Here is a 22,687-nt window from a genome sequence, read left to right as displayed (position 1 = left end):
ATATTATATATTTTTGGCATAATAATATTAAGATCATCACCATTGGAAAGACTTAAACTTATATGGGACTTTAGAGGTCCAGACGCAGAGAAGATTGCTCTTCACCACGAGATACACTTAAAGGAGTATGCAAGTGCAAAAGAACTAGCCACCCCTATTACAGGAGTAGAAAAACAATCTGAAGACTTTGCACTTGCTTACCTTGTAGTAGACAAAGAAGCAATGAAACCAGTGAGAGACGACTTAAAACCCCACAGAGGACAGCTCTTTACTTAAAAAAGCGCCCTTGGCACAGATATTGTCTTCAATCACATATATTTGCACGCGCAAATGATAAACCTTAACAAAACACATACAATGAAAAAACTCGTACTCGCAATGTTAGTCGTGCTATTTACAGCAACAGCTTTTGCACAAAGTAAAGTAGGAACTGTAGATGCAGATTTTATCCTCACAAAAATGCCAGAGCTTACTGCTGCAAATGAAGAAGTAAAAAAATACAATCTTGATCTTGAGTCTCAAATGAAGGTAAAGATTGAAGATTATGAAGCTAAAGTAAAACTATACCAAGCGGGACAAGCAGGCTTTACAGACGAAGAAAGAAAAACTAAGCAAGGAGAAATCATAGCATTAGAAGACGATATTTCAAAATTTCGTCAGAACGGAGCACAGCTCTTACAACTTAAGCAATCTGAAGTAGTACAACCACTTTATAAAAAAATAGGTGAAGTTGTAACTACAGTGGCAAAAGAGCAAGGCTTCTCACACATCCTTACTATAGGTAACAATAACAACTTTGCATATGCAGATCCTGCATCAGACATCACAATGGCTGTACTTGCAAAAATGGGTATCAAAGTAGAGGAGTAAAAACCTTACTACTTCATAAAAAAAGCCGCTTTCTTAAGAGAGCGGCTTTTTTTATAGTTTTTACTTGTTAAGTATACTTGCAATGTCTGGCTTAAAATAGTTAGGTCCTTTAAGTACTTTACCATCCTCTCTATAGATAGGCTTTCCATCTTCCCCCAGCTTACTCATATTAGAACGTTGTATCTCATTAAAAACCTCCTCTATCTTATCTTGCATACCGTGTTCTATAATAGTCCCGCATAAAATATACAGCATATCCCCTAGCGCATCTGCCACTTCTACGAGATCTCCATTATTTGCTGCTTCTAGATACTCTTCATTTTCTTCCTTCATCAAGTTATAACGTAACTCATTTTTGGCTTTAGAGAGTTGAGCTGTAGGCGTAGCCTTTCTATCCAGCCCATAAGTATCGTGAAAAAGGGTTACAGCTGCTATTTTATTTTTCATAAGTTAAATTTGTTTTATTACGCTTTCGCGAAAGCGTACTCATACGTATTTTTACACTTCTAAAATACTCCAAATGTTTAGCACTGGTCAGGTTATATTCGTACTTTTTTTTGTGATTGCTTTCATAACACTCATTATATGGAGCTATCGCAAAGATCTTAAGCTACACAAAAAGCAATACAAAGGAAGTAAATGGGTATTGCTAGGTTTTATAGGGTTTGTAGTACTTCTGTTTTTAATTAAACTGGTTTTAAAACCTTAATCGGGATAGATACTCACAAGTCTAAAATAGGGCACTACCCTATATTTATGGGGCTTTCTAACTTACTTAATAAGAGTTCGTTTAACTTTTGCAAATCATCTGGGTGAATTCCTTTTGCATCAAAAGTGATGTGCTCGCCATTGGTTTTAGTTACTATAAGAGAGCTTTCTGTAAGAATTGTACTAGCGATGTGGTCAAAATATATGCGTTTACCATTCCACGAGTTGAGACGTATCATTATTATATTTTTAGTAACCTGTACATCATTCTTATAGATAAAAAATCGAAAAAAATATATCACCTGTAGCAAGAAGCCAGCTGCAGCAATCTTCCTATTTATACCAGGATTTTCAAATTCATAAAACTCAAAGGTGCCTGCGAGTATGCATACAAGAGAAAGCACTAGTAGTGTTACCCAGAACCAATTATTCTTGTTAAAATGTATATGTTTCATAAATCTTAATCTCTTACGGTAGGTGTACGCTTTTAAGCTTTTGTTACAAACAAACATAAAAAAAGCCAGCAATATAATTACTGGCTTTTATATAATATATGTGTTTATTATGCTTTAAACAATGGTCTGTGCCCCATCATCTCGTTTACACTCTTTGCTACGTTTTCTAGCACCTCGTCATTATCGTGGTGCTGTATTGCCTTGTCTATAAAGTTTGCAATCTCGTGCATATCACCTTCTACAAGACCACGTGTAGTTACTGCAGCAGTACCTATGCGTATACCAGAAGTTACAAATGGTGACTTATCATCAAATGGCACCATATTCTTGTTTACCGTAATGTCTGCCTTACCTAGCGCTTCTTCGGCAGCTTTACCCGTTACATCTTTATTGCGTAGGTCTATAAGCATCATATGGTTATCTGTACCTCCAGATATAATGTCATACCCTTTAAGCACAAGTGCATCTGCTAGTGTAGTTGCATTTTTCTTAACCTGCACCATATAGTGTAAAAACTCATCTGTAAGTGCTTCTCCAAAGGCAATTGCCTTTGCTCCTATCACGTGCATTAATGGTCCTCCTTGGTTACCTGGAAAAATACCACTATCTAGTAGAGAAGACATCATACGTTTCTTTCCACTTTTAAGTGTGATCCCAAAAGGGTTTTCAAAATCTTCACCCATAAGTATCATTCCACCGCGTGGCCCTCTTAGTGTTTTGTGCGTAGTAGTTGTTACTACGTGACAGTGTGGTATAGGGTCTGCTATGATTCCTTTTGCAATAAGACCTGCTGGATGAGCAACATCTGCAAGAAGGATGGCGCCTACTGAGTCTGCAATTTCGCGAAAGCGTTTATAATCAATCTCACGTGAGTATGCAGAGGCACCTGCTATGATCATTTTAGGCTGCTCTGCAGTTGCTATTTCTTGTATTTTATCGTAATTAAGTAATCCTGTTTCCTTATCTACTCCGTAAAAAACAGGGTTATATAAGCGACCAGAAAAGTTTACTGGCGACCCGTGTGTTAAGTGACCACCGTGAGCAAGGTCAAAACCTAAAAACTTATCTCCTGGTTTTAAACAAGCGTGAAAAACGGCCGTGTTTGCTTGAGAACCTGAGTGCGGCTGTACGTTTGCATAAGCTGCGCCAAAAAGCTCTTTTGCACGCTCGATAGCTAGTGTCTCAACCTCGTCTACTACTTCACAACCACCATAATAGCGCTTACCGGGATACCCCTCTGCATATTTATTAGTTAGTACAGATCCTGCGGCTTCCATTACCTGGTCACTCACAAAGTTTTCTGAAGCAATAAGCTCAAGGCCATTAAGTTGGCGTTCTTTTTCTTCTTGTATTAGGTCAAAAATGGCGGTATCTCGTTGCATATTTAAGATGTTTGTTAAAGTGATACAAAAATACTACAATCTCTTTTTAAGAATGCTATAAATCATATATTTGAGGAAGAGATTTACAAACAACTTATTAAAACATATAGAATGCCTCTATCTGCAAACGATCCTTCTAGAAAAACGTGGTTAGACACGTCTAAGAATACAGATTTTCCCATACAGAATATTCCTTTTGGGGTGTTCTTAACTCGTGATGATGTAATCACAATAGGCACACGCATAGGTGATTATGCAATAGATCTAGGTGCGCTACACCAACTAGGATACTTTGAGGGCATACCTCTTACAGATGATATCTTTTTACAAGATACCCTTAATGACTTTATTGCAGATGGTCGCAAGACGTGGCGACTCGTACGTAACCGCATTTCTGAAATCTTTGAGGAGAGCAATGCTGCACTGCGTGACAATGCAAAAGATCGTGACGTGGTTATTTTTAAACTAGAAGAGGTAGAAATGCAACTACCAGTACAAATAGGTGATTACACAGATTTTTACTCAAGTATTGAGCACGCGACTAATGTGGGTACAATGTTCCGTGGAGAAGAAAACGCGCTTATGCCTAACTGGTTACACCTACCTGTCGCATATCACGGTCGTAGCTCTTCTGTAATACCATCTGGAATACCAGTACACAGACCAAAAGGACAAAAGCTACCTAACGGTGCGACAAACCCAATATTTGGCCCATCAAGACTTATAGATTTTGAACTTGAGATGGCTTTTATAACAACAGATGCAAATAATCTGGGAGAATCTATCTCTACAGAAGAAGCCGAAGAAAATATTTTTGGCCTTGTACTCTTTAATGACTGGAGTGCGCGTGATATTCAAAAATGGGAATATGTGCCACTAGGACCGTTTCTTGCAAAAAACTTTGCCTCATCTATCTCACCGTGGATTGTGACACTAGATGCGCTTGAGCCTTTTAGAGTAGAGAGTCCAGCGCCTAAAAAAGAGCTTTTACCTTACCTTAAGTTTGAAGGTAAAAAGAGTTTTGACATTAACCTTGAGGTGGCATTACAGCCAGAAGGTATGAAGGAGACTACTGTGTGTAAGTCTAACTTTAAATATATGTACTGGAATATGAGCCAGCAACTTGCACACCATACAGTAAATGGTTGCCCTGTAAATGCTGGAGATATGATGGGTAGTGGTACACTATCTGGATCTACACCAGACTCATATGGTTCTATGCTTGAGTTATCGTGGAGAGGTGAGAAACCTGTAAAACTTAAAGAAGGTGGTGACCGCAAGTTTATAGAAGATAATGATACGGTAATTATACGTGGTTACTCTAAGTCTAAGGATTACCCGCGCATAGGTTTTGGCGAAGTATCAACTAAGCTATTACCAGTATTTGAGCCTAAGACAAAATAAGAATACCGAGTAAATGAAAACAATAGCCTTATACTTTGTAATGCTACTAGCAGTCTCTTTTTATGCTAGTGCACTGCTACTAGCCTACTGGCTACTATGGCTTATATTTGGCAAAATAGCCGCCGCAAGCATATTGCTTATCCTTATAGGTATAACGGTAGTTAGAGTACAATTAAAAAAAAGAAGATCGTAAGGTCTTCTTTTTTTTTACGCTTTCGCGAAAGCGTATACACAACTGTAACATATCATTCTATATAAACGCCTTGTAAAATAACGTATATTTAGAATCAGTATAAGAAACATACCTCCTACTTAGTCATACCATATGCTTACATCTACTCTTAATAAACTTTATGATTACCTGAATAATGAAAGTAAAGATCGTGTATGCAAGGGCATAACAGATGAGGCTTGCAATCACGTAGCTAGTAATTTTTTTACCATACTCTTTACTCACACTTTTACAAAACTAGGTGACACCCTCAGTAACCCAAAAACAGTACTCACTTGGTTAATGAATTATGTAAATGCTCCTGTGTTTCTTATAAGTCTTATTGTACCCATACGCGAGTCTGGCGCTCTTATCCCGCAGGTAGCAATCTCAAATTACGTAAAGAAAAAACCTATACGTAAATACATATGGGTAGTAGGTTCTATAATACAAGGGGTAGCCATTGCTGCTATAGGTCTCGTCTCATTACACTTTGATAAAAAAGTGGCTGGCTGGTTAATCATAGTTTGTTTAATCATTTTTAGTTTAGCTCGTAGTCTTGCCTCAGTAAGTTCTAAAGATATTAAGGGTAAAACGATACCAAAAACTCGTAGAGGGAGACTAGGCGGTTATACCTCTTCCTTTTCTGGCATATTAGTACTTATAGCCGGGCTCTATATAACCTACACTTCAAAAACAACAGAAAACATTCAGTTTTATACTAACCTAATTTTCTTTGCAGCCTCAATGTGGATTATTGCTTCTGTGATATATGCTTCTGTAAAAGAGTTTCCCACTCCTATTGAAAATGAGGCTGGCGAGCAAAACAGTATAGCAGATAATCTTAAACTATTAAAAGATGATAAACATCTACGAGATTTTGTTATAGCAAGATCTCTTTTGCTCTGCTCTGCACTCTCTGCACCGTTTTATGTTACTGTTGCACAAAATAGTGTAAAAGACACCAGTTATTTACTAGGCTTACTTATTATATCAAATGGCCTTGCATCTATCGTGAGCTCTCCGTACTGGGGTAAACTGGCAGATAAGTCTAGTAAAAACACAATGGCTTATGCCGTTACCATAGCATCGCTTTGTGGTTTAATCCTTTTTTTGATAATCACATTTGCTGGTGATTTTAAAACGCAACTCTGGCTATACCCTATTGCTTTCTTTGTTTTAGGAGTTGCTCATAGCGGTGTGCGTCAAGGGAGAAAAACCTACATTATAGATATGGCAAGTGGTAATGAGAGAACAAATTATGTCTCTGTAAGTAATACAATTATAGGTCTTATACTTCTAGTCACTGGTGGTCTAAGTGCTGTATTATCACTAGTCTCTGTTGAGAGTGTGATACTTGCACTATCCATAATAGGACTTCTGGGAGCTGTAAAAAGCTATAGATTACCTAATGTAGAAAAAACCACAGGAGATACTAATTAAGAAATGCTCATAGTTACGCTTTCGCGAAAGCGTAATACTGTAAGAACCATCAAAAATAAAGGGCTATCTGAGAAGATAGCCCTTTATACAGCTCAATAACCTTAAAAATTGAGCTGCTCTATAGACAGGTGTAACAATCTCCCTCTAAAGCATAGAGTTGATTGATTTCAGTAGGATTTAAAGTACTGTTATAAACTCTAAGGTCATCTAGATGACCTTGAAAGCCCTGTCCAAGTGTGTATACATTAAGCGCTGTGTTGCCTATATCTAGCGTTGCATTTATTACCTCATTACGTAAAATGCCATCCCTATAAAGCTTTACAGTGTTACCCTCATCTACGGTAACAACTAGGTGATGCCAGTCTGTATTATTCCAAGCAACGTCTGTCTCGTTTGCCCAGTCTTCATCCCATATGCTAAAGTTTCCAGATGAAAACAAAGGTGTGTTTAAGTCATATACTCCCAGCTGAAAGCCTTCTCCCGTTGTGGTTCCTTTTTGAAAAAACACCTCGTAATCTCCTGCAATTTCATTCTGCATTTTAAACCATATACTTATAGAATATGCATTTCCTTGTACAAGCATATTTTCATCTGTCACTGGTATAGTAAAGTCGTCTTGTGAGAAAGCGATAGAACAGTGGTCGTTACCATCTCTATCTACCACGCACTCATTAAGAGCATTCTCATTGTAATAACCACTTATAAGCTCAAGTGGATACTCAGAAAGTGGCATATATATAATAGCATCTTCCAAGTATAATTGTGGATTATCACAACAATCTACCACAGTGAGGTCTAAGAATATAATTTTATATGCACTAGGATCACTAAGTAAACTTATACGTGACCAGATTACTATATCACCAGTAAACTCATACGTTTCTGGATTTGGAATAGCATTTATCTCTGCCATTGCATCTGCTTCAGAAATGTAGTAATCTACATTTACCTCTGTGGTATCACAACCTAAAAGAGCTGCTTCAAGATCTAGGCTACCTTCATTTGTAGTACCGTTATCACAAACACCCAGTATGGAACTTGTAAAACAGTCAAGTGGTTCATTAAAACAGTTACGTTCAAAAACTAGTGTGTTATCACCTCGCTGCATTAATAATGTGGTGGCGCTGCACTCTGTAACTATCCAGTCGCCTTGTAACTCTTGACTAAGCACCGCGATACTCGGAAAAGAGAGTACACCTCCTTGATCAGACTGTGAGGTAGACCAGGTAGACTCAACAAATGTATTTACATCATAAAAGAACATATAACCATTATCTACACTAAAGAAAAAGGTATAATTACTTAACGTATTTTCATCATTATATGATGTGATTTGCCAGTAACAGCTTGTGAGATATTGATCTATTTGCTCTTCTGGGCAGCCTTGTTGTGTCTCGAAGTCTATACCATCATCTTCATCACAACTTGAGATAGCAGTAGCAAGTGCCTCTTCTAGTTCATTATAATTTACTATTTCTGTACTTGTACTGTCGTGGTTAATAAGAGTGATGGGAAACGTAAGTCCTATCACCGTACTTGTACCTGTATACGTGTTTATAAACTCAAGTATTTCTGCGTCACTCGTAACGGTAACAGTCGTCGCTACTTGAAACTCTGGGTCAAACGTATTAAACGTGATTGGGTAATCAAAGTCTACACATTCTATATCTATATCTGCAATACTAGGGTCACTACAAGTTGCTACAAGCGCATCCATTTCATCTTGTGAGCTAGCAGTAACCACCTCGTGGTTCATTAAAATTACATCTACTGGATAGTTTATCGTAATAGAATCTGCAGGGTTTTCATAATGATACTCCTCTACCGTGATAAGATCTTCTTCATTTTCTACTGTAAACGTAGATGGTCCTAACTCTATAGTCATAGGCAGTACCATCTCGAGACAGCTCGCTCTGTCTATGATATTATCTACAGAGCCATCATTAAGTGCTACATTATTAATATACTGTAATAACTGTGCGCTCGCATTTGCCTCGTCTATAACGTCAACAAAGTCTTCATCTTGAGATAAGTCATCTTGACAACTAGAGGTACCTAAAAGCACTCCTAGTAAAAGAAGGCTTGTAGTGATAAAATGCAAAGACAGTTTTTTAGTACTCATAATTTGGTAATCGATTCTATGATTACAATTATAGAACATCTAGATTTAAAAAACTCCTACCTAACCGCAGTAATTATGTACGTTTATTTAATATTGCACTATTAATGAGCACAAAAAACACAGAAGGCGTATGTAAGGAAACTGTTTATAACAGAGTCTTTATGGCGCATTCTAAAAACCTCTTTAATTTTCTATATTACAAGTACGGGAGCCTCTACAGCCCTGAAGATAAGGTGCAAGAAGCATTTGTGAAGTTATGGGAAAATTGCTCAAAAGTACCTGAAGAAAAAGCAAAAAGTTACCTCTTTACCATTGCAAATAATCTCACGTTAAATGCTTATGCACATCAAAAGGTTGTTTTAAAGTTTCAGAAAACGAAACCTCAAAATTATACAAATGAGTCGCCAGAGTTTGTGCTTGAAGAACAAGAATACAATGCAAGATTACAAGCGGCCATTGCAAAACTAAGTGAGGCACAACGCAGCGCATTTCTATTAAACAGAATAGAAGGTAAAAAACATAAAGAAATAGCAGAGATGCTAGGCATCTCAAAAAAGGCTGTAGAAAAGCGCATCTACGGGGCGCTGGCAAAGCTTAAAAAAGAAATTACAGAACTTAAGTAGGACTTTCTCAACACACACTGTTATATACACAGGTAATACTATGGAAAGAGAACAATTAATAACAAAGTGGTTAGACAATGAGCTGTCTGAGGCAGAGCTTCAGGAGTTTAAGCGTCTTGAGGATTACGAAGATCTTGTGCGTATCGCAGAGACCACAAAACAGCTTGTACCACCAGCATATAAGGCTACACAAGAGTATGAGAGATTACAGACTAGCTTAGACACCAAGAAAAAATCTGGAATAATCTATCTCAAGCCATTTCTTAAAGTCGCAGCAATTCTCATCTTGTTTGCAGGTATTTATTATGCTACTACATTATCACAACAAACCGTTGAGATAACAACTGCCATTGCTCAAAAAGAGGTTGTGACTTTACCAGATAATTCTATTGTTACGATTAATGCAATGTCTGATTTATATTATGATCCAGCGACTTGGGATGAATTTAGAGCTGTGACACTAGATGGCGAAGCCTACTTTCAGGTGGCAAAGGGTGCTACATTTAGCGTTGAGACTTCTAATGGTGTGATTTCAGTACTAGGGACCCAGTTTAATGTGCGCAATAGAGATGATAAGTTTGAAGTATACTGCTACGAGGGATCAGTACAAGTTGATACTGGTGAGCATACTGTGATATTAAAACCTGGAGACCGCTTTCGCGAAAGCGTAAAAATAGCTAGTACAAATACAAGTACTGCGCTATCTCAACCCTCTTGGATAGTTAATGAAACCTCGTTTGAAAAAACACCTCTAGGTGAAGTACTTAAAGAATTTGAGAGACATTATAACGTAACTGTATCTTTAGATAAAGAAGTAGAAAACCTACTCTTTACAGGTACATTTACACATCTTGATATGGAGATTGCTTTAAAGTCAATAAGCTTACCGTTTAATTTATCCCATAAAAAACAGGGAAATAAGGTAACTTTATCACGTGACTAAAAAAAGTGTACTTACATTCTTCACTTTACTTTGTTGTTTATTTTTTTCTGATCTAAAATCTCAAGAACAAAATACAGCAACGCTTCCGCTAGCTACAGTTTTAAATAATCTAGAGGCTATTTTTAATGTAAGCTTTTCTTATGCAGATCATATTGTAGCTCCCACATATATAAAAGATATATCTAAAGGGTCTACACTCACGAAAGCACTTGAATATATTGAGAACAATACAGATCTCACTTTTGATTTTCTTAATGAGCGATTTATAGTTATTACAGAAAATATCATTAATGAGGTACAAGAGCTTGACCAGATTTACATCTCAAACCTTCTTACTACCGGGATTTCAAAATCCAGATCTGGAATCACGCGTATCATCCCAGAACAATTTGGGATACTACCAGGCATAATAGAACCTGATGTTTTGCAAGCTGTACAAGCATTACCCGGTATTTTTAGCACAGAAGAAACTGTGTCTGATGTAAATATACGTGGAGGCACAAATGATCAAAATCTTATCTTATGGGACGGTATTAAAATGTATCAATCTGGACATTTTTTTGGTCTTATATCTGCCTTTAATCCTTACTTAACAAAGCGTGTAGAAGTTATTAAAAATGGCACAAGCGCACGATACGGAGATGGTGTATCTGGTACTATAAATATTGAACTAGATGATAAAGTCGCTACAGATTATGAGGGCAGTGTGAGTGCTAACTTGCTTCATCTTAAAGGATTTGCTACACTTCCGGTCTCAAAAAAACTTACCCTCTCTCTTTCTGCAAGACGCTCTAATACTGATTTCATACAAAGCCCTACATATACAAGCTATACCGATCGTATTTTTCAAGATACAGACTTGAGTATAAATAGTGATAAAGAATCACAAGTCTCAGATCTCAATTTTTACTTTTATGATGTAAGTACAAATCTTATTTATGATATTTCAAAAAAGGACAAACTTAAGCTTAGTGCAACCACAATCTATAATAAGTTAGGGTATGATGAGACCATTAGAGCCTTAGAAATAAATGAGCGTAGCGGTATTAACCAGAGTAACAATGGTGCAAGACTAGTTTACACCAGAAACTGGAACAAAAAACACACGACAGATGTAGAGCTTTATCTATCAAATTACAATCTTAATGCACGTAATTTTAACTTAGAAAACGGACAACAACTAGATCAAGAAAACGAAGTACTAGATGTAGGAGTAAAACTTCAGCTAAGCAGCAAACTCTCCGATACCTTTATCTGGAACAATGGCTATCAATTTACAGAGGTGGGCGCACGTAACTTAGCACAAACTAATAGGCCCATCTTTTTTAGTAATGAGCGCGACGTAATACGTACACATAGCCTCTATTCTGAACTTTCTTACCTCTCTCCCTCAAAAGGGACACAATTTATAACGGGAGTAAGAGGTAATTATCTCGATACTTTTAATACCCTCATTATAGAGCCTAGAGTACGCTTTAGCCAGCGGTTTTTGAGTTTTTTAAAAATAAGTGCTTTGGGAGAGTTTAAAAGTCAGTCTATTTTTCAAATAATTGATCAACCAAATGACTTTTTAGGATTGCAACGTAGTCGCTGGATTGCGGCAAATGATGATTCGTTTCCTATTTTAAAAAGCAAACAAGCTTCTGTAAGCCTTGACTATACAAAGAGTAAATGGCTGTTAAGTGTAGAAGGATATATTAAAAATGTAGATGGAATTTCTTCACGTAGTCAAGGTTTTCAAAATCAGTTTCAATTTACAAATGCGGTAGGCTCATATGATGTGATGGGTATAGACTTTTTGGTAAACAAACAGTTTCAAAAATTTGGAACCTGGCTCTCCTACTCTTTTAGTAAGAATAATTTTGATTTTGAGAGTTTAAATAATGGTAGACGCTTCCCAAATAATACAGATATAAGGCACTCACTCACCTACGGCTCTACTTATACTATTAATGATTTTAAATTTTCACTAGGCTTTAACTGGCGTACGGGTACACCTCTCACCAGCCCAAGAGAAGAAAACCCTATTGTAGATGGTCAAATCATATATGACCTACCTAACAGTAGTGTTTCAGATAGCTTTTTGAGATTTGACGTATCTGCTATTTATAAATTTGAGCTGTTTTCTAAAAATGTACAAGTAGGAGCCTCTATATGGAATTTACTAGACAACAATAATATACTCAACACCTATTATCTCATAAATAGCAATGATGAAATTCAAAAAATTACAGTAAAATCTTTAGGCATCACTCCTAACTTTAGTCTTCAGTACAGTTTTTAATACGTTATAGCAGCAGCAACGTGTTTGCCTGGCAGCTTGCTCCTACCATTTAAGAAATCGAGTTCTATAATAAAATTACACTGTACTACCTCTCCCCCTAGCTCCTCAATCATTGCAACTACCGCAGCAGCCGTTCCTCCCGTTGCGAGTACATCATCGTGTAATAACACTTTATCTCCCGGCTTTATAGCGTCACTGTGCATCTCTAGTACATCTGTACCATACTCGAGATCATAATCTTTCTTAATGGTAGTATAAGGTAGTTTATTAGGCTTGCGTACGGGTACAAATCCAGCATTGAGTCTTTTTGCAAGTAGTGGTCCATAAAAGAAACCTCTCGCTTCAATTCCTACCACAACATCTATTGCTACTTCTGGCACTAGTGTGTATAGAATTTCTTCCGCTTTCGCGAAAGCGGTCTTATCTCCCAGCAGAGGTGTTATATCTTTAAAAGTAATTCCTTCTTTAGGAAAGTCTTGAACGTCTCTTATGTAGTCTGAAATTTGCATAGATAAAGCGAGTATTTATAGTACTAAGATATACAAAAGTTTGTGCTATAAATTAATCAATATTGTAAAACGCTGAATGAATGACAACTATCGTTTTGAGTTTAAAACAATCTCATTTTTTTTATCTTTTTCTTGTGTGTAACAATAAAATGATTGTATATTTGCACCCCGAAACAAACAAGTAATTATTGTTTCTAAAAGGCCTCGTGGCGCAACTGAATAGCGCACTTGATTACGGCTCAAGAGGTTACAGGTTTGAATCCTGTCGAGGTCACAAAAACCTTACAATCAAATGATTGTAAGGTTTTTTTTATTTCTACACATTCTTATAATTGAACTTTTACATCTTAGCCGTGGCTACGAGTTCAAATTGTATAATCCCACCGTCTATACTTGCTTTTATAAGTCTCCCATCTTTATAGAAGTAAAGGTTTTCTCGGCCTTTGGCATTTACCTTTTTATACGAGTGATTACCCAGCGCTACTAGTTTATTAATACTTCCATCCTGCTCAGAATAACAGCTTGTTATAGTTGTGGGTTGTTCAAAATATAATTGGATGGTCGTATAATTAATAGGTTCTTTATAAAACTGAGGTCTTTTATTATCTCTAGAGATTATAAAAAGGCTGTCTTGTTTTCTTGTATATGTTTGAGCACGCGGTTTATCATTTACAAAAATATCAACGTCTGAGGTTTGTAGTAGCCCACTCTCAAATAACACCTTATAATTATAGTTTATTTGTGTTTCCCATATAATCGTTGCTGTAATATTTGTGGTGCTCTGGTAAAGAGTTTTGTTGTCATCTATGGTTTTTTCGGCTTTTAAACTCCCTATAACTTTATTGTTATGTATTATATCAAAGTAGCGGTTTTCTACTTGTGTAGCACTTGTAGACCAAGAGCTAACTAGCATAAAAATTAGAAAAATATAATAACGCATAGCAATGTATTATGATTTGTAAGGTGTGATACAAATTACCAGTATATATAAGTTTTAAACACTGACCAAAGTCATTTTAGAGTTAATAAGATGGTCATAATTTTGAGAAAAATAAACCTATGAAATCTATACTACTCCCTACCGATTTTTCTAATAATGCACTTAGTGCAATACAATATGCAATTAAGTTATATGCACAAGAAAATTGCACATTTTATATATTTCACGCGTGGTCTTTCCCTACTGATAGCAACAGAGCAACTATCACCTCACATTATGTAGAAGAGATGAAGGAAGCTTCAGAAAAAAAATTGTCTGCTTATAAAGATCAAATAGCACAATCACATAAAAACGCACAACATACATTTAGGGCTGTACACACAGATACCTCGCTACTTAATGGCATTGAAGCGAGCATTAACCAACATAACATTGACCTTATTGTAATGGGCACCAAAGGAGCTACAGGAGCAAAAGAGCTTTTTTTTGGGAGTAATACCATTAAGGTTGTCAAAAATACTAAACGATGTGACGTACTTATTATACCAGATAATTATCAATTTGAACCACTACAGCAAATAGCCTTTCCCACAGATTTTACACGTTCGTTTGATAATGATATTGCTCCATTAAAAAAAACATCTGCGCTTGACGATACTACAATTCAAATACTACATATAGGCGATAAACAGAGTCTACATATAGAACAACTCAACAATTTAAATTCTTTAAAGCGATTATTACACCCTATTGAAACAGATATAAATTATGTAGAAGCAACTGCAAAAAAGAGAATGCTTATAGGATCCTTTATAGAAGATTTTAATATCGATATGTTAGTAATGATTGTATACAAGCATAACTTTATAGAGAACCTTATAAACGAGCCAGTAGTAAATAAACTAGGGAGTAAGGCAGCTGTCCCTTTCTATATTATTAAAAGTAAAAATGAGTAAGTCTATATTTATCTACTCTTAAATAGTTTTTCTATTGCTTTTATAAACTTGTTTTCTAGGTCATCTAGAGATTTTGGTGCTACAGCTTTTAAGGTAGTTGTAGCAATAGGCTTATCTTCTGAGGTTGTGGCAATATCATATACAGCTGCCTCGATGATATAGGTGACAACTTCTTTTTTATCATATGAAAGATCTTGTGAAGACGAGCTCCCCATTCTAAGTGGTTCTAGGGAGTTCATATAATTATGCAGAGACTTTGATAGTACCGTATCTACAGTAATAGACTTACGTGAGGCAAAAAGAATCTTGTCAATATTTTTTGATTTGCAGTTTACAATAAACTGTTCTATCTCTGTTTGAGTACGTTCTTCCTTATAGACTACATCTGGAAAAACTTCGTGCATTTTGTAAGGAACGATACCTTCTGCCTGCATTATAACAGCCATCTTGTTTTCAAATCTGTTTTGAAGCTCTTTATCTTCTGTATTTCCAAAAATGAGAATACGATCTAGACTTGCCTCCTTAAAAGCGTCAGAAACATATTGAGAAGGTATCAATTTACTTGATGTACAACTGCTTAAAAAAAGTAGAACAAGTACATAACGTATTGCTATTTTCATAATCTGAGGATTGATTTATAGAACTATAATTTACAATATATCTCACAACTCACCTCTATAAAGAGCTTACTTAAGATAAGTTAAACGAAATTTTAATTCCCTCAATAATCATCCCAGTACCTATTATACCAATGATTAATCCCATAATCTTACCTATCACAGAGATCACATTATTACCTAAGACTTTTACGATAAAATCGCTCGCACGAAAGGTGATATAAGTTAATAAGCACATTAAACCAAAAATGAAAATCACAAGACCTATTTGCATATAACTCGCATCTGCAACAGAGTTCATTGCAGTAACAATTGTACCGGGTCCCGCGATAATAGGTATAGCTAGAGGTGATATTGCAATATTTTCATCTACATCTACCGTTTTGAGGTGCTTTACACTAGACTTCTTAGACTGAAGTAAATCAAAACCTATAAGAAAGACGAGTATCCCTCCAAAAATTTTAAAAGCAGGTATGGTGATATCAAATAATTCAAAAATAAACTTACCTAATAGTACAAACAGTGCTACGATAATGAAGGCCACTATTGTTGCTCTTTTATTAATATCCCTTTTTACCTTCTTACTGGCACCCTCTGTAAGCGACAAAAAAATTGTCATATTTGATATAGGATTTGTAATGGCAAAAAAACCGGTAAATACGGTTAAAGAAAAAGTAAGAAGATCCTCCATTATTGCGAGTGTTTGTGATTTATTAGACCATTTTCAATTTAGAAAAATTGCTCTATTTTAAAAATCATTAAGGCATACTAATGTACTATAAATAGTCATAATTGATGTTTTTTGTAGTACGCTTTCGCGAAAGCGTAAAAAGAAGCTTGCAAACTAGCTTAATTTTAATGTAGATTCCCTTACTATAAGTTCCGTGTTAATCTCTACGGTTTTACTAGTGGTCATTTCTGTATCGCTCTCATTCTCTATCTCGCTAATAAGATATGATACTGCAGTCTTCCCTATCAAATTACCAGGCTGACTTACAGTAGTGAGATTAGGCTCTACTATTTTTGAGCTTTTAGAATTACTGAAGCCTACAACGGCAATCTCCTCTGGGATTCTAATATTTGATTTATTAAGAGTCTGTATGACCCCTATTGCGGCACTATCTGTTATTGCAAAAATAGCATCTGGTCTTTTTTTGAGACTTAATAAAATATTAGTCATACGCTTCCCTTGATTTAGAGAGATGTCATCTACACTTAATATAATTTTATCGTCTACAGCAATATTATGAGCTTCTAGGGCTTTTATATATCCTTTATAACGCTTCTGTGAGGTATAAGAAAACTCACCTTCTTTTAAAATAGCTATTCTTCTCTTTCCTATATTAATAAGATGCTCTACTGCATTATAAGCGGCTTGCTCATCGTTTATAGTTACTTGAGTACAAGGTATTTTTTCTGAGACTTTATCAAATAATATTAGTGGTACTGTATGTGCGATGGGTAATATGGTATCTATATTGCGAGTGGTCTTTGTAAGATTTGCTAGTATACCATCTACCCCAAACTGAATCATAGTGTTAAGCATCTCATTCTGGATGTCTACATCGTTATTGGACTCAGATATAATAACACGATATCCCTTTACAGCGGCCTCTTCTAATATGCCCCTCACGATAGTAGTTGTAAAATAGTGTGTTATTGTAGGTACAATGACACCTATTATATTAGACTTATGTTTTCTAAAGCCCTTTGCAAATATATTAGGCACATAGTGCAACTTCTTTGCAAGCTGCTTCACTTTTGCCTTTGTCTCCTTATTTATATCTGGATGATCATTAAGTGCTCTTGAAACTGTAGATATTGAGATATTTAATCTTCTCGCTATAGTTTTAAGAGTAGTTACCTCTTTTTTCATCATCTAAAAATAATAAAATTGCAAACGTTACCGCAAACGTTTGCATAATAATAAAGTAAAAAAGCGATGTGATAATTATGAATATGAAAATATATTTACTTTCAAAACCAATTAAGTGTATTATTTAATAATACATCCCTTTAACGATAACCCTATGACAACATTACAGCAAAGAGCGATTGATGTATTAAATAAAAACTGGAAAGATGCCTTTAGTATTCCTTGTGCAAACCTCTACCCTTTTCAATGGTTTTGGGACTCTGGCTTGATTGCTATTGGTTTTGCCCATTTTGATATGCCTAAGGCAGAAAAAGAGATAGAAACACTACTAGATGCACAGTGGGATAATGGGTTTATACCTCACATCATTTTTCATACAGAAACAGACACCTATTTTCCAGGAGCAGATTTTCATAAATCAAGCTTACATCCACAGTCTTCAAAAAAATATAAATCTACTGGAATGACCCAACCTCCAGTTACAGGATTTGTACTTAAAGAACTCTATGATACCAGTGTTAACAAAAAAGCTTCACTAGCCTTTATACAATCTGTAATAGATAAGGTATATCACAATCACAAATACTTTTATAATAAACGTGACCCTCAAGATGAGGGACTTGTCTACATTTATCACAACTGGGAGTCTGGCACAGATAACTCTCCTATATGGGATGATATCTGGAAAACAATGAATCCGCCAGATTATAACTTTGAGAGAAAAGATACTACACACGTAGATGCCGCTCAGAGACCATCAAAAAGAGAATATGACCACTATGTTCACATTATTGAGATTGCAAAAGCACATAACTATGATGATGCAAAAATTGCAGAGCTGTCTCCTTTTCTCGTACAAGACCCTCTTTTTAATGCAGTTCTTATAAAGTCTAATAAATGTCTTATCGAATTGTATAAACTGTTAGGAGGTAACGATGATAAAATTGGACAACTCAAAAAATGGCAAGACAAGGCTGTAAAGTCATTTGATAACAAGTTATTTGATAAAGAGATGGGTGCATACGTTCACTACGACTTACGTAATGAAAAGCCGCTACCCTATCTATCCTCATCATCATTTGCTCCTTTATTTGCCGGTATTCCTTCACGAGAACGTGCAGAAACAATGGTGCAGACTATGATGAAAAAATTTGGAGGTGACCATCAATATCTATGTGCATCATTTGATCCTACTAGCGAGCGCTTTAATCCAAAAAAGTACTGGAGAGGACCAGTATGGGTGAACCTCAACTGGATGCTTTATAAGGGTCTCATCTCTTATGGATACAATGATATCGCAGCGCGCGTAAAAGAAGATACCATTGCTCTTATAGAAAAAAATGGTTTTTATGAATATTTTGACTCAAGAAAGGAAATGCACACGGACGGCAGCGGCGGTTATGGTGGTAATGACTTTTCTTGGAGTGCAGCGCTATTAATAGATTTATTGAGCAAAGATTAAAACATACCAAGTTCCCCCATTTACTCTAAGTATGTATCTCCCTGTAGGTTCTTATAAGAAGTCTAATACATTACTTTTAAGTATTTTACAGGGAGTATTACGCTTTCGCGAAAGCGTAAATATCACAACTACTAATCATCAAAGCATAAGAAATGAATTATATAGATTACATTATCATTGTCGTGTATCTCCTCGGTTTCTTAGGAATAGGCTATTTCTTTAAAGAAAACAACAACTCAAAAGATTACTTTCTAGGAGGGCAGTCTATGGGGTGGTTTCCGCTCAGTTTATCGACTATGGCTACACAGCTGTCTGCCATAAGTTTTATTTCGGCACCGGCATTTGTAGGGCTTAAAGATGGTGGAGGTTTACAGTGGTTAACTTATGAGTTTGGAGTACCACTGGCTATGGCGTTCTTGCTTATAGCTATAATCCCGTCTTTATATAAGTCTGGTATCGTAAGTGTTTATGAGTATCTAGAAAAAAGATTTGACGCCTCCTCACGCTTGCTTATAAGTTTTGTATTCCAGATAAGTAGATCTGTTGCGACAGGTGTGATGGTGTATACTATGGCGCTTATTTTACAAGCCACTATTGGTATAGATTTCTGGATTTCTGTGCTTATTATAGGTGTCATCACGATGATATATTCTTTTCAAGGTGGTATGAAGGCTGTGATATGGGGAGATGTGATACAAATGTGTATTCTCTTTTTTGGTATTATAGTGTGTCTTGTTTATGGAATAAGTGAGCTAGGTGGTTTTGAAAACTTCTTGACTAATGTAGATCAAGATAGGCTTACCGCTGTAGATTTTTCTAAGTGGGGATTTGATAATGCAGATAAGAATGATGAATTTGGGTTCTGGCCTATGGTAATAGGAGGTTTCTTTTTATACGCCTCATATTACGGTACAGATCAAACACAGTCGCAGCGCCTTCTCTCTGCAAAAGGAATGCCTACCATAAAGAAATTACTACTTGCAAATGGCCTCTTTAGATTCCCCATAACGCTTACCTATTGTATAATGGGTCTCGTGCTAGGAACCCTACTTATACAAGACGCAGGTTTTCAAGAGCTTTTAGATAGTGTGTATCAAACTAACATTTCTTCCTTAGAAGGTAAAAAAGCAGATTTGATGGTGCCTGTTTTTATCATCAAGTATTTACCTAATGGTATTATAGGTATTCTTATAGTGGCAATTATGTCTGCAGCGATGTCTTCATTGAGTTCTACGGTAAACTCGCTATCTGCAGTGACTCTTGAGGATTTTATTAAACGTTTTAAACCTAATATGACAGATAAGCAATATGTAATGAACTCTCGTTTACTTTCGGTATTCTGGGGGCTAGTATGTTTATTTTTTGCCTTTTTTGCAGGTAGTATAGAAGGTACTGTAATAGAAGTTATTAATAAAATAAGCTCCATCTTTTATGGACCTATTCTTGCCGCATTTATACTTGCTATATTAACTAAGAAGACACACGCCCTAGGCGCAAACATAGGTATTGTAGCGGGTGTACTCTTTAATATGTATTTATGGCTTTATGTACCTGCCATATTCTGGTTCTGGTGGAACGCTATAGGATGTATTGTTACTATGGCAGTAGCTTACAGTATAAGTCTCATTATAAAACGAGAGCGCAAAGAAGGTCTTGAAGTCTTCTTCTATAAAGCAGGGAAAAGAGAAGTAATTATCCTCTTGAGCTACTTTATAGTTATTGTGATTCTTGCAATGTCTATGCAACGTATTTTAAGCTAATTTGAGATATTGTGAAGATAGTTTTAGCACCAGATAAGTTCAAAAATTCCCTTACAGGATTACAGTTTTGTGATGCCGTAATAAATGGGATACATTCTGTTTGCACAGATATTGATATACTTAAACTTCCTCTGGCAGATGGTGGAGATGGTACCATAGAGGTTGTAAACTATTATCTTAAAGGTGAGCATATAGATGTAGCTGTAAGTAATCCTTTTTTTGAAAAAGTAATAGCCACTTACCTATATGCATCACAAACTCAAACAGCCTTTATAGAAATGGCAGAAGCTTCTGGAGTAAAATTACTCTCAGAGCAGCAATTAGATTGTAAAAACGCAACCACCTTAGGCACTGGTGAGATGATTGTAGATGCTATAAATAAAGGCGCTACAACAATTATACTAGGTATAGGCGGTAGTGCAACAAATGACTGTGGTATGGGTATGGCTACAGCATTAGGATATCAGTTTCTAGATAAAAATGGCAACACAGTACATCCCATAGGTGCAAATCTCTCTAGCGTTGTCACAATAGACGCTAGTGCAATACACCCAGGTCTTGCAAATGTAAATTTTGAAATCGCCTGTGATGTAAAAAACCCCCTTTACGGCACAAACGGTGCTGCCCAGGTTTATGCAGCTCAAAAGGGAGCAACACGAGATGATATCACTTTGCTAGACCAAGGACTTAAAGATATAGCGCAAGTAATAGAGAACCATTTTAATATAAACCCACAACTTATAGAAGGTGCAGGTGCTGCTGGTGGTATGGGCATAGCCGCAAAGATTTTTTTGAATGGTAAGCTTAGCCCGGGCATAGACCTTATAAAATCACTTTCAGATTTTGACAATCGTATCAAAGATGCAGACTGGATTATCACTGGTGAGGGTAAATTAGACAGCCAGACACTCTCTGGAAAGACCATTCAAGGAGTAATCACTTCTGCAAAAAGAAACAACAGTAAAGTTGCCGCTTTCTGTGGGGCAATTGATCTTGATAAAATTGAACTAGAGCATATAGGGATTGTATATGCAGCCTCTGTAATGGAAAAAGCTAGAGATCTTAATGACGCTTTCGCGAAAGCGGAATACCATCTACAACACATAGCAAGCACATTTGCAACAAAATACTTATAAAGATGACACTCTATCCCCTTAAATTCACCCCCGTTTACAGCTATCGTATTTGGGGAGGTGAAAAATTAAAAACTGAACTCAATAAAAACTATGAGCAAAACTCAATAGGTAAATCTTGGGAAGTGTCTGGTGTGCCAGGTAACGAGACTAAGGTGAGTGAAGGACCATTATCCGGAAAAACCCTAAAAGATCTGATAGAAACCTATAAGGATGAGCTAGTAGGTCAAAGTGTTTATGACAACTTTGGTTCGACATTTCCGCTATTAATCAAATTTATAGATGCAAAAAGTCCATTATCAATACAAGTTCACCCTAACGATGACCTCGCAAGACAAAGACATAACTCGTATGGAAAAAACGAGATGTGGTACGTTATGCAGGCCGAAAAAGATGCCGAACTTATAGTAGGATTTAATAAGAGAGTCTCTCAAGAAAACTATCAAGAACATTTGCAAGACAACACGCTCCCAGAAATTCTTAACACCGAAAAAGTAAAAGAAGGTAGTGCTTATTACATTCCTGCAGGACGAGTACACGCCATAGGTGCGGGAGTATTACTTGCCGAAATACAACAAACCTCAGATATCACCTACCGGATTTATGATTATGACAGAGTAGATAAAACCACTGGTAAAAAGAGAGACTTACATACCAATCTAGCGCTAGACGCTATAGATTATAATCATTATGCCTCTTATGCAACAGGTTATGAAACCTGCCCTAATAAGGTTAATAAACTGATTTTTAGCCCATACTTTAAAACGAACTCATTACATCTAAAAGATAGTTTCTCTAGAGATCTCAGCTCCATAAAATCATTTGTGATATATATATGTGTAGAAGGAAAGACTAGTTTACAATGTTTTAATACTACTTATGAACTTAGTAAAGGTGAGACTATTTTAATTCCAGCTACTATAGAGCATATAGACTTTATAACAAAAGGTGTAAAGTTACTAGAAGTACATATTACGTAGCTCTTACCC

Annotated in this window: 22 protein-coding genes and 1 tRNA gene; 14 read left to right on the top strand and 9 right to left on the bottom strand. The window is 36.2% G+C overall.

Features of this window, described 5'->3' with window-relative positions:
- Positions 1 to 42 precede the first annotated feature (42 nt).
- Together Q0948_RS07470 and Q0948_RS07465 are read left to right on the top strand one after the other, a co-directional pair.
- Entirely contained in the window at positions 43 to 276 is a 234-nt protein-coding gene (locus tag Q0948_RS07470; protein WP_298351025.1) for a hypothetical protein, read from the top strand.
- Between the two features lie 81 nt (positions 277 to 357).
- Positions 358 to 870, top strand: coding sequence for an OmpH family outer membrane protein (locus tag Q0948_RS07465; protein WP_298351028.1), 513 nt, complete (start codon positions 358 to 360; stop codon positions 868 to 870).
- Between the two features lie 60 nt (positions 871 to 930).
- Here Q0948_RS07465 and Q0948_RS07460 read toward each other — a convergent pair whose 3' ends face one another.
- The 3 genes from Q0948_RS07460 to glyA all read right to left on the bottom strand — a co-directional run bounded on the left by Q0948_RS07460 (position 931) and on the right by glyA (position 3,415).
- Positions 931 to 1,317, bottom strand: coding sequence for a nucleoside triphosphate pyrophosphohydrolase family protein (locus Q0948_RS07460; RefSeq protein ID WP_298351031.1), 387 nt, complete (start codon positions 1,315 to 1,317; stop codon positions 931 to 933).
- Positions 1,318 to 1,613: 296 nt separating this feature from the next.
- Positions 1,614 to 2,033, bottom strand: coding sequence for a hypothetical protein (locus Q0948_RS07450; RefSeq protein WP_298351038.1), 420 nt, complete (start codon positions 2,031 to 2,033; stop codon positions 1,614 to 1,616).
- 107 nt (positions 2,034 to 2,140) lie between these two features.
- Positions 2,141 to 3,415 carry a serine hydroxymethyltransferase gene (glyA, locus tag Q0948_RS07445; RefSeq protein ID WP_021779294.1) on the bottom strand — a complete coding sequence of 425 codons (1,275 nt, stop codon included), beginning with the start codon at positions 3,413 to 3,415 and terminating at the stop codon, positions 2,141 to 2,143.
- Positions 3,416 to 3,526: 111 nt separating this feature from the next.
- On the opposite strand from glyA, the gene fahA reads away from it, so the two are divergent.
- The 3 genes from fahA to Q0948_RS07430 all read left to right on the top strand — a co-directional run bounded on the left by fahA (position 3,527) and on the right by Q0948_RS07430 (position 6,473).
- The gene (fahA, locus tag Q0948_RS07440) at positions 3,527 to 4,819 is read left to right on the top strand and encodes a fumarylacetoacetase (protein WP_298351043.1); all 1,293 of its coding nucleotides are present in this window, start codon (positions 3,527 to 3,529) and stop codon (positions 4,817 to 4,819) included.
- 13 nt (positions 4,820 to 4,832) lie between these two features.
- The gene (locus tag Q0948_RS07435; RefSeq protein ID WP_298351047.1) at positions 4,833 to 5,012 is read left to right on the top strand and encodes a hypothetical protein; all 180 of its coding nucleotides are present in this window, start codon (positions 4,833 to 4,835) and stop codon (positions 5,010 to 5,012) included.
- Positions 5,013 to 5,144: 132 nt separating this feature from the next.
- Positions 5,145 to 6,473, top strand: a complete 1,329-nt coding sequence (locus tag Q0948_RS07430; RefSeq protein WP_298351050.1) for an MFS transporter — start codon at positions 5,145 to 5,147, stop codon at positions 6,471 to 6,473.
- 118 nt (positions 6,474 to 6,591) lie between these two features.
- Here Q0948_RS07430 and Q0948_RS07425 read toward each other — a convergent pair whose 3' ends face one another.
- Positions 6,592 to 8,595: a LamG domain-containing protein gene (locus tag Q0948_RS07425; protein WP_298351053.1), complete on the bottom strand. Its 2,004-nt coding sequence runs from the start codon at positions 8,593 to 8,595 to the stop codon at positions 6,592 to 6,594.
- A gap of 104 nt (positions 8,596 to 8,699) precedes the next feature.
- Here Q0948_RS07425 and Q0948_RS07420 point away from each other — a divergent pair, with 104 nt between their 5' ends.
- From Q0948_RS07420 to Q0948_RS07410, 3 genes are read left to right on the top strand one after another with little or no spacing between them, the layout of a single operon-like run.
- Positions 8,700 to 9,218 carry an RNA polymerase sigma factor gene (locus Q0948_RS07420; protein WP_298351057.1) on the top strand — a complete coding sequence of 173 codons (519 nt, stop codon included), beginning with the start codon at positions 8,700 to 8,702 and terminating at the stop codon, positions 9,216 to 9,218.
- Between the two features lie 40 nt (positions 9,219 to 9,258).
- Positions 9,259 to 10,161 (top strand): FecR family protein, encoded by a 903-nt coding sequence (locus tag Q0948_RS07415; protein ID WP_298351060.1) that lies wholly within the window; start codon positions 9,259 to 9,261, stop codon positions 10,159 to 10,161.
- Positions 10,154 to 12,445 (top strand): TonB-dependent receptor plug domain-containing protein, encoded by a 2,292-nt coding sequence (locus Q0948_RS07410; protein ID WP_298351062.1) that lies wholly within the window; start codon positions 10,154 to 10,156, stop codon positions 12,443 to 12,445. The genes Q0948_RS07415 and Q0948_RS07410 overlap by 8 nt, the downstream gene beginning before the upstream one ends.
- On the opposite strand, the gene Q0948_RS07405 is transcribed toward Q0948_RS07410, so the two are convergent.
- Positions 12,442 to 12,954, bottom strand: a complete 513-nt coding sequence (locus Q0948_RS07405; protein ID WP_298351065.1) for an adenine phosphoribosyltransferase — start codon at positions 12,952 to 12,954, stop codon at positions 12,442 to 12,444. The two genes, Q0948_RS07410 and Q0948_RS07405, sit on opposite strands and share 4 nt — an antisense overlap.
- Before the next feature lie 200 nt (positions 12,955 to 13,154).
- On the opposite strand from Q0948_RS07405, the gene Q0948_RS07400 reads away from it, so the two are divergent.
- Positions 13,155 to 13,228 (top strand) — tRNA-Arg (locus Q0948_RS07400).
- Positions 13,229 to 13,294: 66 nt separating this feature from the next.
- Here Q0948_RS07400 and Q0948_RS07395 read toward each other — a convergent pair.
- Entirely contained in the window at positions 13,295 to 13,867 is a 573-nt protein-coding gene (locus Q0948_RS07395; RefSeq protein WP_299231282.1) for a DUF6134 family protein, read from the bottom strand.
- Positions 13,868 to 14,013: 146 nt separating this feature from the next.
- Between Q0948_RS07395 and Q0948_RS07390 the strand changes: the two genes are divergently transcribed.
- Positions 14,014 to 14,850, top strand: coding sequence for a universal stress protein (locus tag Q0948_RS07390; protein ID WP_298351070.1), 837 nt, complete (start codon positions 14,014 to 14,016; stop codon positions 14,848 to 14,850).
- Between the two features lie 8 nt (positions 14,851 to 14,858).
- Here Q0948_RS07390 and Q0948_RS07385 read toward each other — a convergent pair whose 3' ends face one another.
- From Q0948_RS07385 to Q0948_RS07375, 3 genes are all read right to left on the bottom strand, one after another.
- Positions 14,859 to 15,470: a hypothetical protein gene (locus tag Q0948_RS07385; protein WP_298351073.1), complete on the bottom strand. Its 612-nt coding sequence runs from the start codon at positions 15,468 to 15,470 to the stop codon at positions 14,859 to 14,861.
- 70 nt (positions 15,471 to 15,540) lie between these two features.
- On the bottom strand, positions 15,541 to 16,158 hold the full coding sequence (locus Q0948_RS07380) for a MarC family protein (protein WP_298351076.1): 618 nt from the start codon (positions 16,156 to 16,158) through the stop codon (positions 15,541 to 15,543).
- Positions 16,159 to 16,311: 153 nt separating this feature from the next.
- Complete coding sequence (locus Q0948_RS07375; RefSeq protein WP_363317820.1) at positions 16,312 to 17,346, bottom strand: LacI family DNA-binding transcriptional regulator; 1,035 nt, start codon at positions 17,344 to 17,346, stop codon at positions 16,312 to 16,314.
- Positions 17,347 to 17,497: 151 nt separating this feature from the next.
- On the opposite strand from Q0948_RS07375, the gene Q0948_RS07370 reads away from it, so the two are divergent.
- The 4 genes from Q0948_RS07370 (at position 17,498) to Q0948_RS07355 (ending at position 22,678) form a co-directional block, all read left to right on the top strand.
- Positions 17,498 to 18,805, top strand: coding sequence for a trehalase family glycosidase (locus Q0948_RS07370; RefSeq protein WP_298351078.1), 1,308 nt, complete (start codon positions 17,498 to 17,500; stop codon positions 18,803 to 18,805).
- A gap of 152 nt (positions 18,806 to 18,957) precedes the next feature.
- Entirely contained in the window at positions 18,958 to 20,565 is a 1,608-nt protein-coding gene (locus Q0948_RS07365; RefSeq protein ID WP_298351081.1) for a sodium:solute symporter, read from the top strand.
- Between the two features lie 11 nt (positions 20,566 to 20,576).
- Positions 20,577 to 21,701: a glycerate kinase gene (locus Q0948_RS07360; RefSeq protein WP_298351083.1), complete on the top strand. Its 1,125-nt coding sequence runs from the start codon at positions 20,577 to 20,579 to the stop codon at positions 21,699 to 21,701.
- A 2-nt stretch (positions 21,702 to 21,703) separates the two neighbouring features.
- On the top strand, positions 21,704 to 22,678 hold the full coding sequence (locus tag Q0948_RS07355) for a type I phosphomannose isomerase catalytic subunit (RefSeq protein WP_298351086.1): 975 nt from the start codon (positions 21,704 to 21,706) through the stop codon (positions 22,676 to 22,678).
- Positions 22,679 to 22,687: the final 9 nt, after the last annotated feature.

The organism is uncultured Dokdonia sp., from assembly GCF_947496725.1.
Lineage (GTDB): Bacteria > Bacteroidota > Bacteroidia > Flavobacteriales > Flavobacteriaceae > Dokdonia.
The sequence above is the reverse complement of the archived record's forward strand: the minus strand, read 5'-3'. Positions and strand labels throughout refer to the sequence as shown.

What these genes read in the sequence shown, in the direction of transcription:
- Q0948_RS07435 (WP_298351047.1), top strand. Translation starts at nt 4,833, where the DNA reads ATGAAAACAATAGCCTTATACTTTGTAATGCTACTAGCAGTCTCTTTT.
- Q0948_RS07385 (WP_298351073.1), bottom strand. Translation starts at nt 15,470, where the DNA reads ATGAAAATAGCAATACGTTATGTACTTGTTCTACTTTTTTTAAGCAGT.
- Q0948_RS07465 (WP_298351028.1), top strand. Translation starts at nt 358, where the DNA reads ATGAAAAAACTCGTACTCGCAATGTTAGTCGTGCTATTTACAGCAACA.
- Q0948_RS07420 (WP_298351057.1), top strand. Translation starts at nt 8,700, where the DNA reads ATGAGCACAAAAAACACAGAAGGCGTATGTAAGGAAACTGTTTATAAC.
- Q0948_RS07365 (WP_298351081.1), top strand. Translation starts at nt 18,958, where the DNA reads ATGAATTATATAGATTACATTATCATTGTCGTGTATCTCCTCGGTTTC.
- Q0948_RS07450 (WP_298351038.1), bottom strand. Translation starts at nt 2,033, where the DNA reads ATGAAACATATACATTTTAACAAGAATAATTGGTTCTGGGTAACACTA.
- glyA (WP_021779294.1), bottom strand. Translation starts at nt 3,415, where the DNA reads ATGCAACGAGATACCGCCATTTTTGACCTAATACAAGAAGAAAAAGAA.
- Q0948_RS07380 (WP_298351076.1), bottom strand. Translation starts at nt 16,158, where the DNA reads ATGGAGGATCTTCTTACTTTTTCTTTAACCGTATTTACCGGTTTTTTT.
- Q0948_RS07430 (WP_298351050.1), top strand. Translation starts at nt 5,145, where the DNA reads ATGCTTACATCTACTCTTAATAAACTTTATGATTACCTGAATAATGAA.
- fahA (WP_298351043.1), top strand. Translation starts at nt 3,527, where the DNA reads ATGCCTCTATCTGCAAACGATCCTTCTAGAAAAACGTGGTTAGACACG.
- Q0948_RS07375 (WP_363317820.1), bottom strand. Translation starts at nt 17,346, where the DNA reads ATGATGAAAAAAGAGGTAACTACTCTTAAAACTATAGCGAGAAGATTA.
- Q0948_RS07415 (WP_298351060.1), top strand. Translation starts at nt 9,259, where the DNA reads ATGGAAAGAGAACAATTAATAACAAAGTGGTTAGACAATGAGCTGTCT.
- Q0948_RS07425 (WP_298351053.1), bottom strand. Translation starts at nt 8,595, where the DNA reads ATGAGTACTAAAAAACTGTCTTTGCATTTTATCACTACAAGCCTTCTT.
- Q0948_RS07460 (WP_298351031.1), bottom strand. Translation starts at nt 1,317, where the DNA reads ATGAAAAATAAAATAGCAGCTGTAACCCTTTTTCACGATACTTATGGG.
- Q0948_RS07355 (WP_298351086.1), top strand. Translation starts at nt 21,704, where the DNA reads ATGACACTCTATCCCCTTAAATTCACCCCCGTTTACAGCTATCGTATT.
- Q0948_RS07390 (WP_298351070.1), top strand. Translation starts at nt 14,014, where the DNA reads ATGAAATCTATACTACTCCCTACCGATTTTTCTAATAATGCACTTAGT.
- Q0948_RS07405 (WP_298351065.1), bottom strand. Translation starts at nt 12,954, where the DNA reads ATGCAAATTTCAGACTACATAAGAGACGTTCAAGACTTTCCTAAAGAA.
- Q0948_RS07370 (WP_298351078.1), top strand. Translation starts at nt 17,498, where the DNA reads ATGACAACATTACAGCAAAGAGCGATTGATGTATTAAATAAAAACTGG.
- Q0948_RS07395 (WP_299231282.1), bottom strand. Translation starts at nt 13,867, where the DNA reads ATGCTAGTTAGCTCTTGGTCTACAAGTGCTACACAAGTAGAAAACCGC.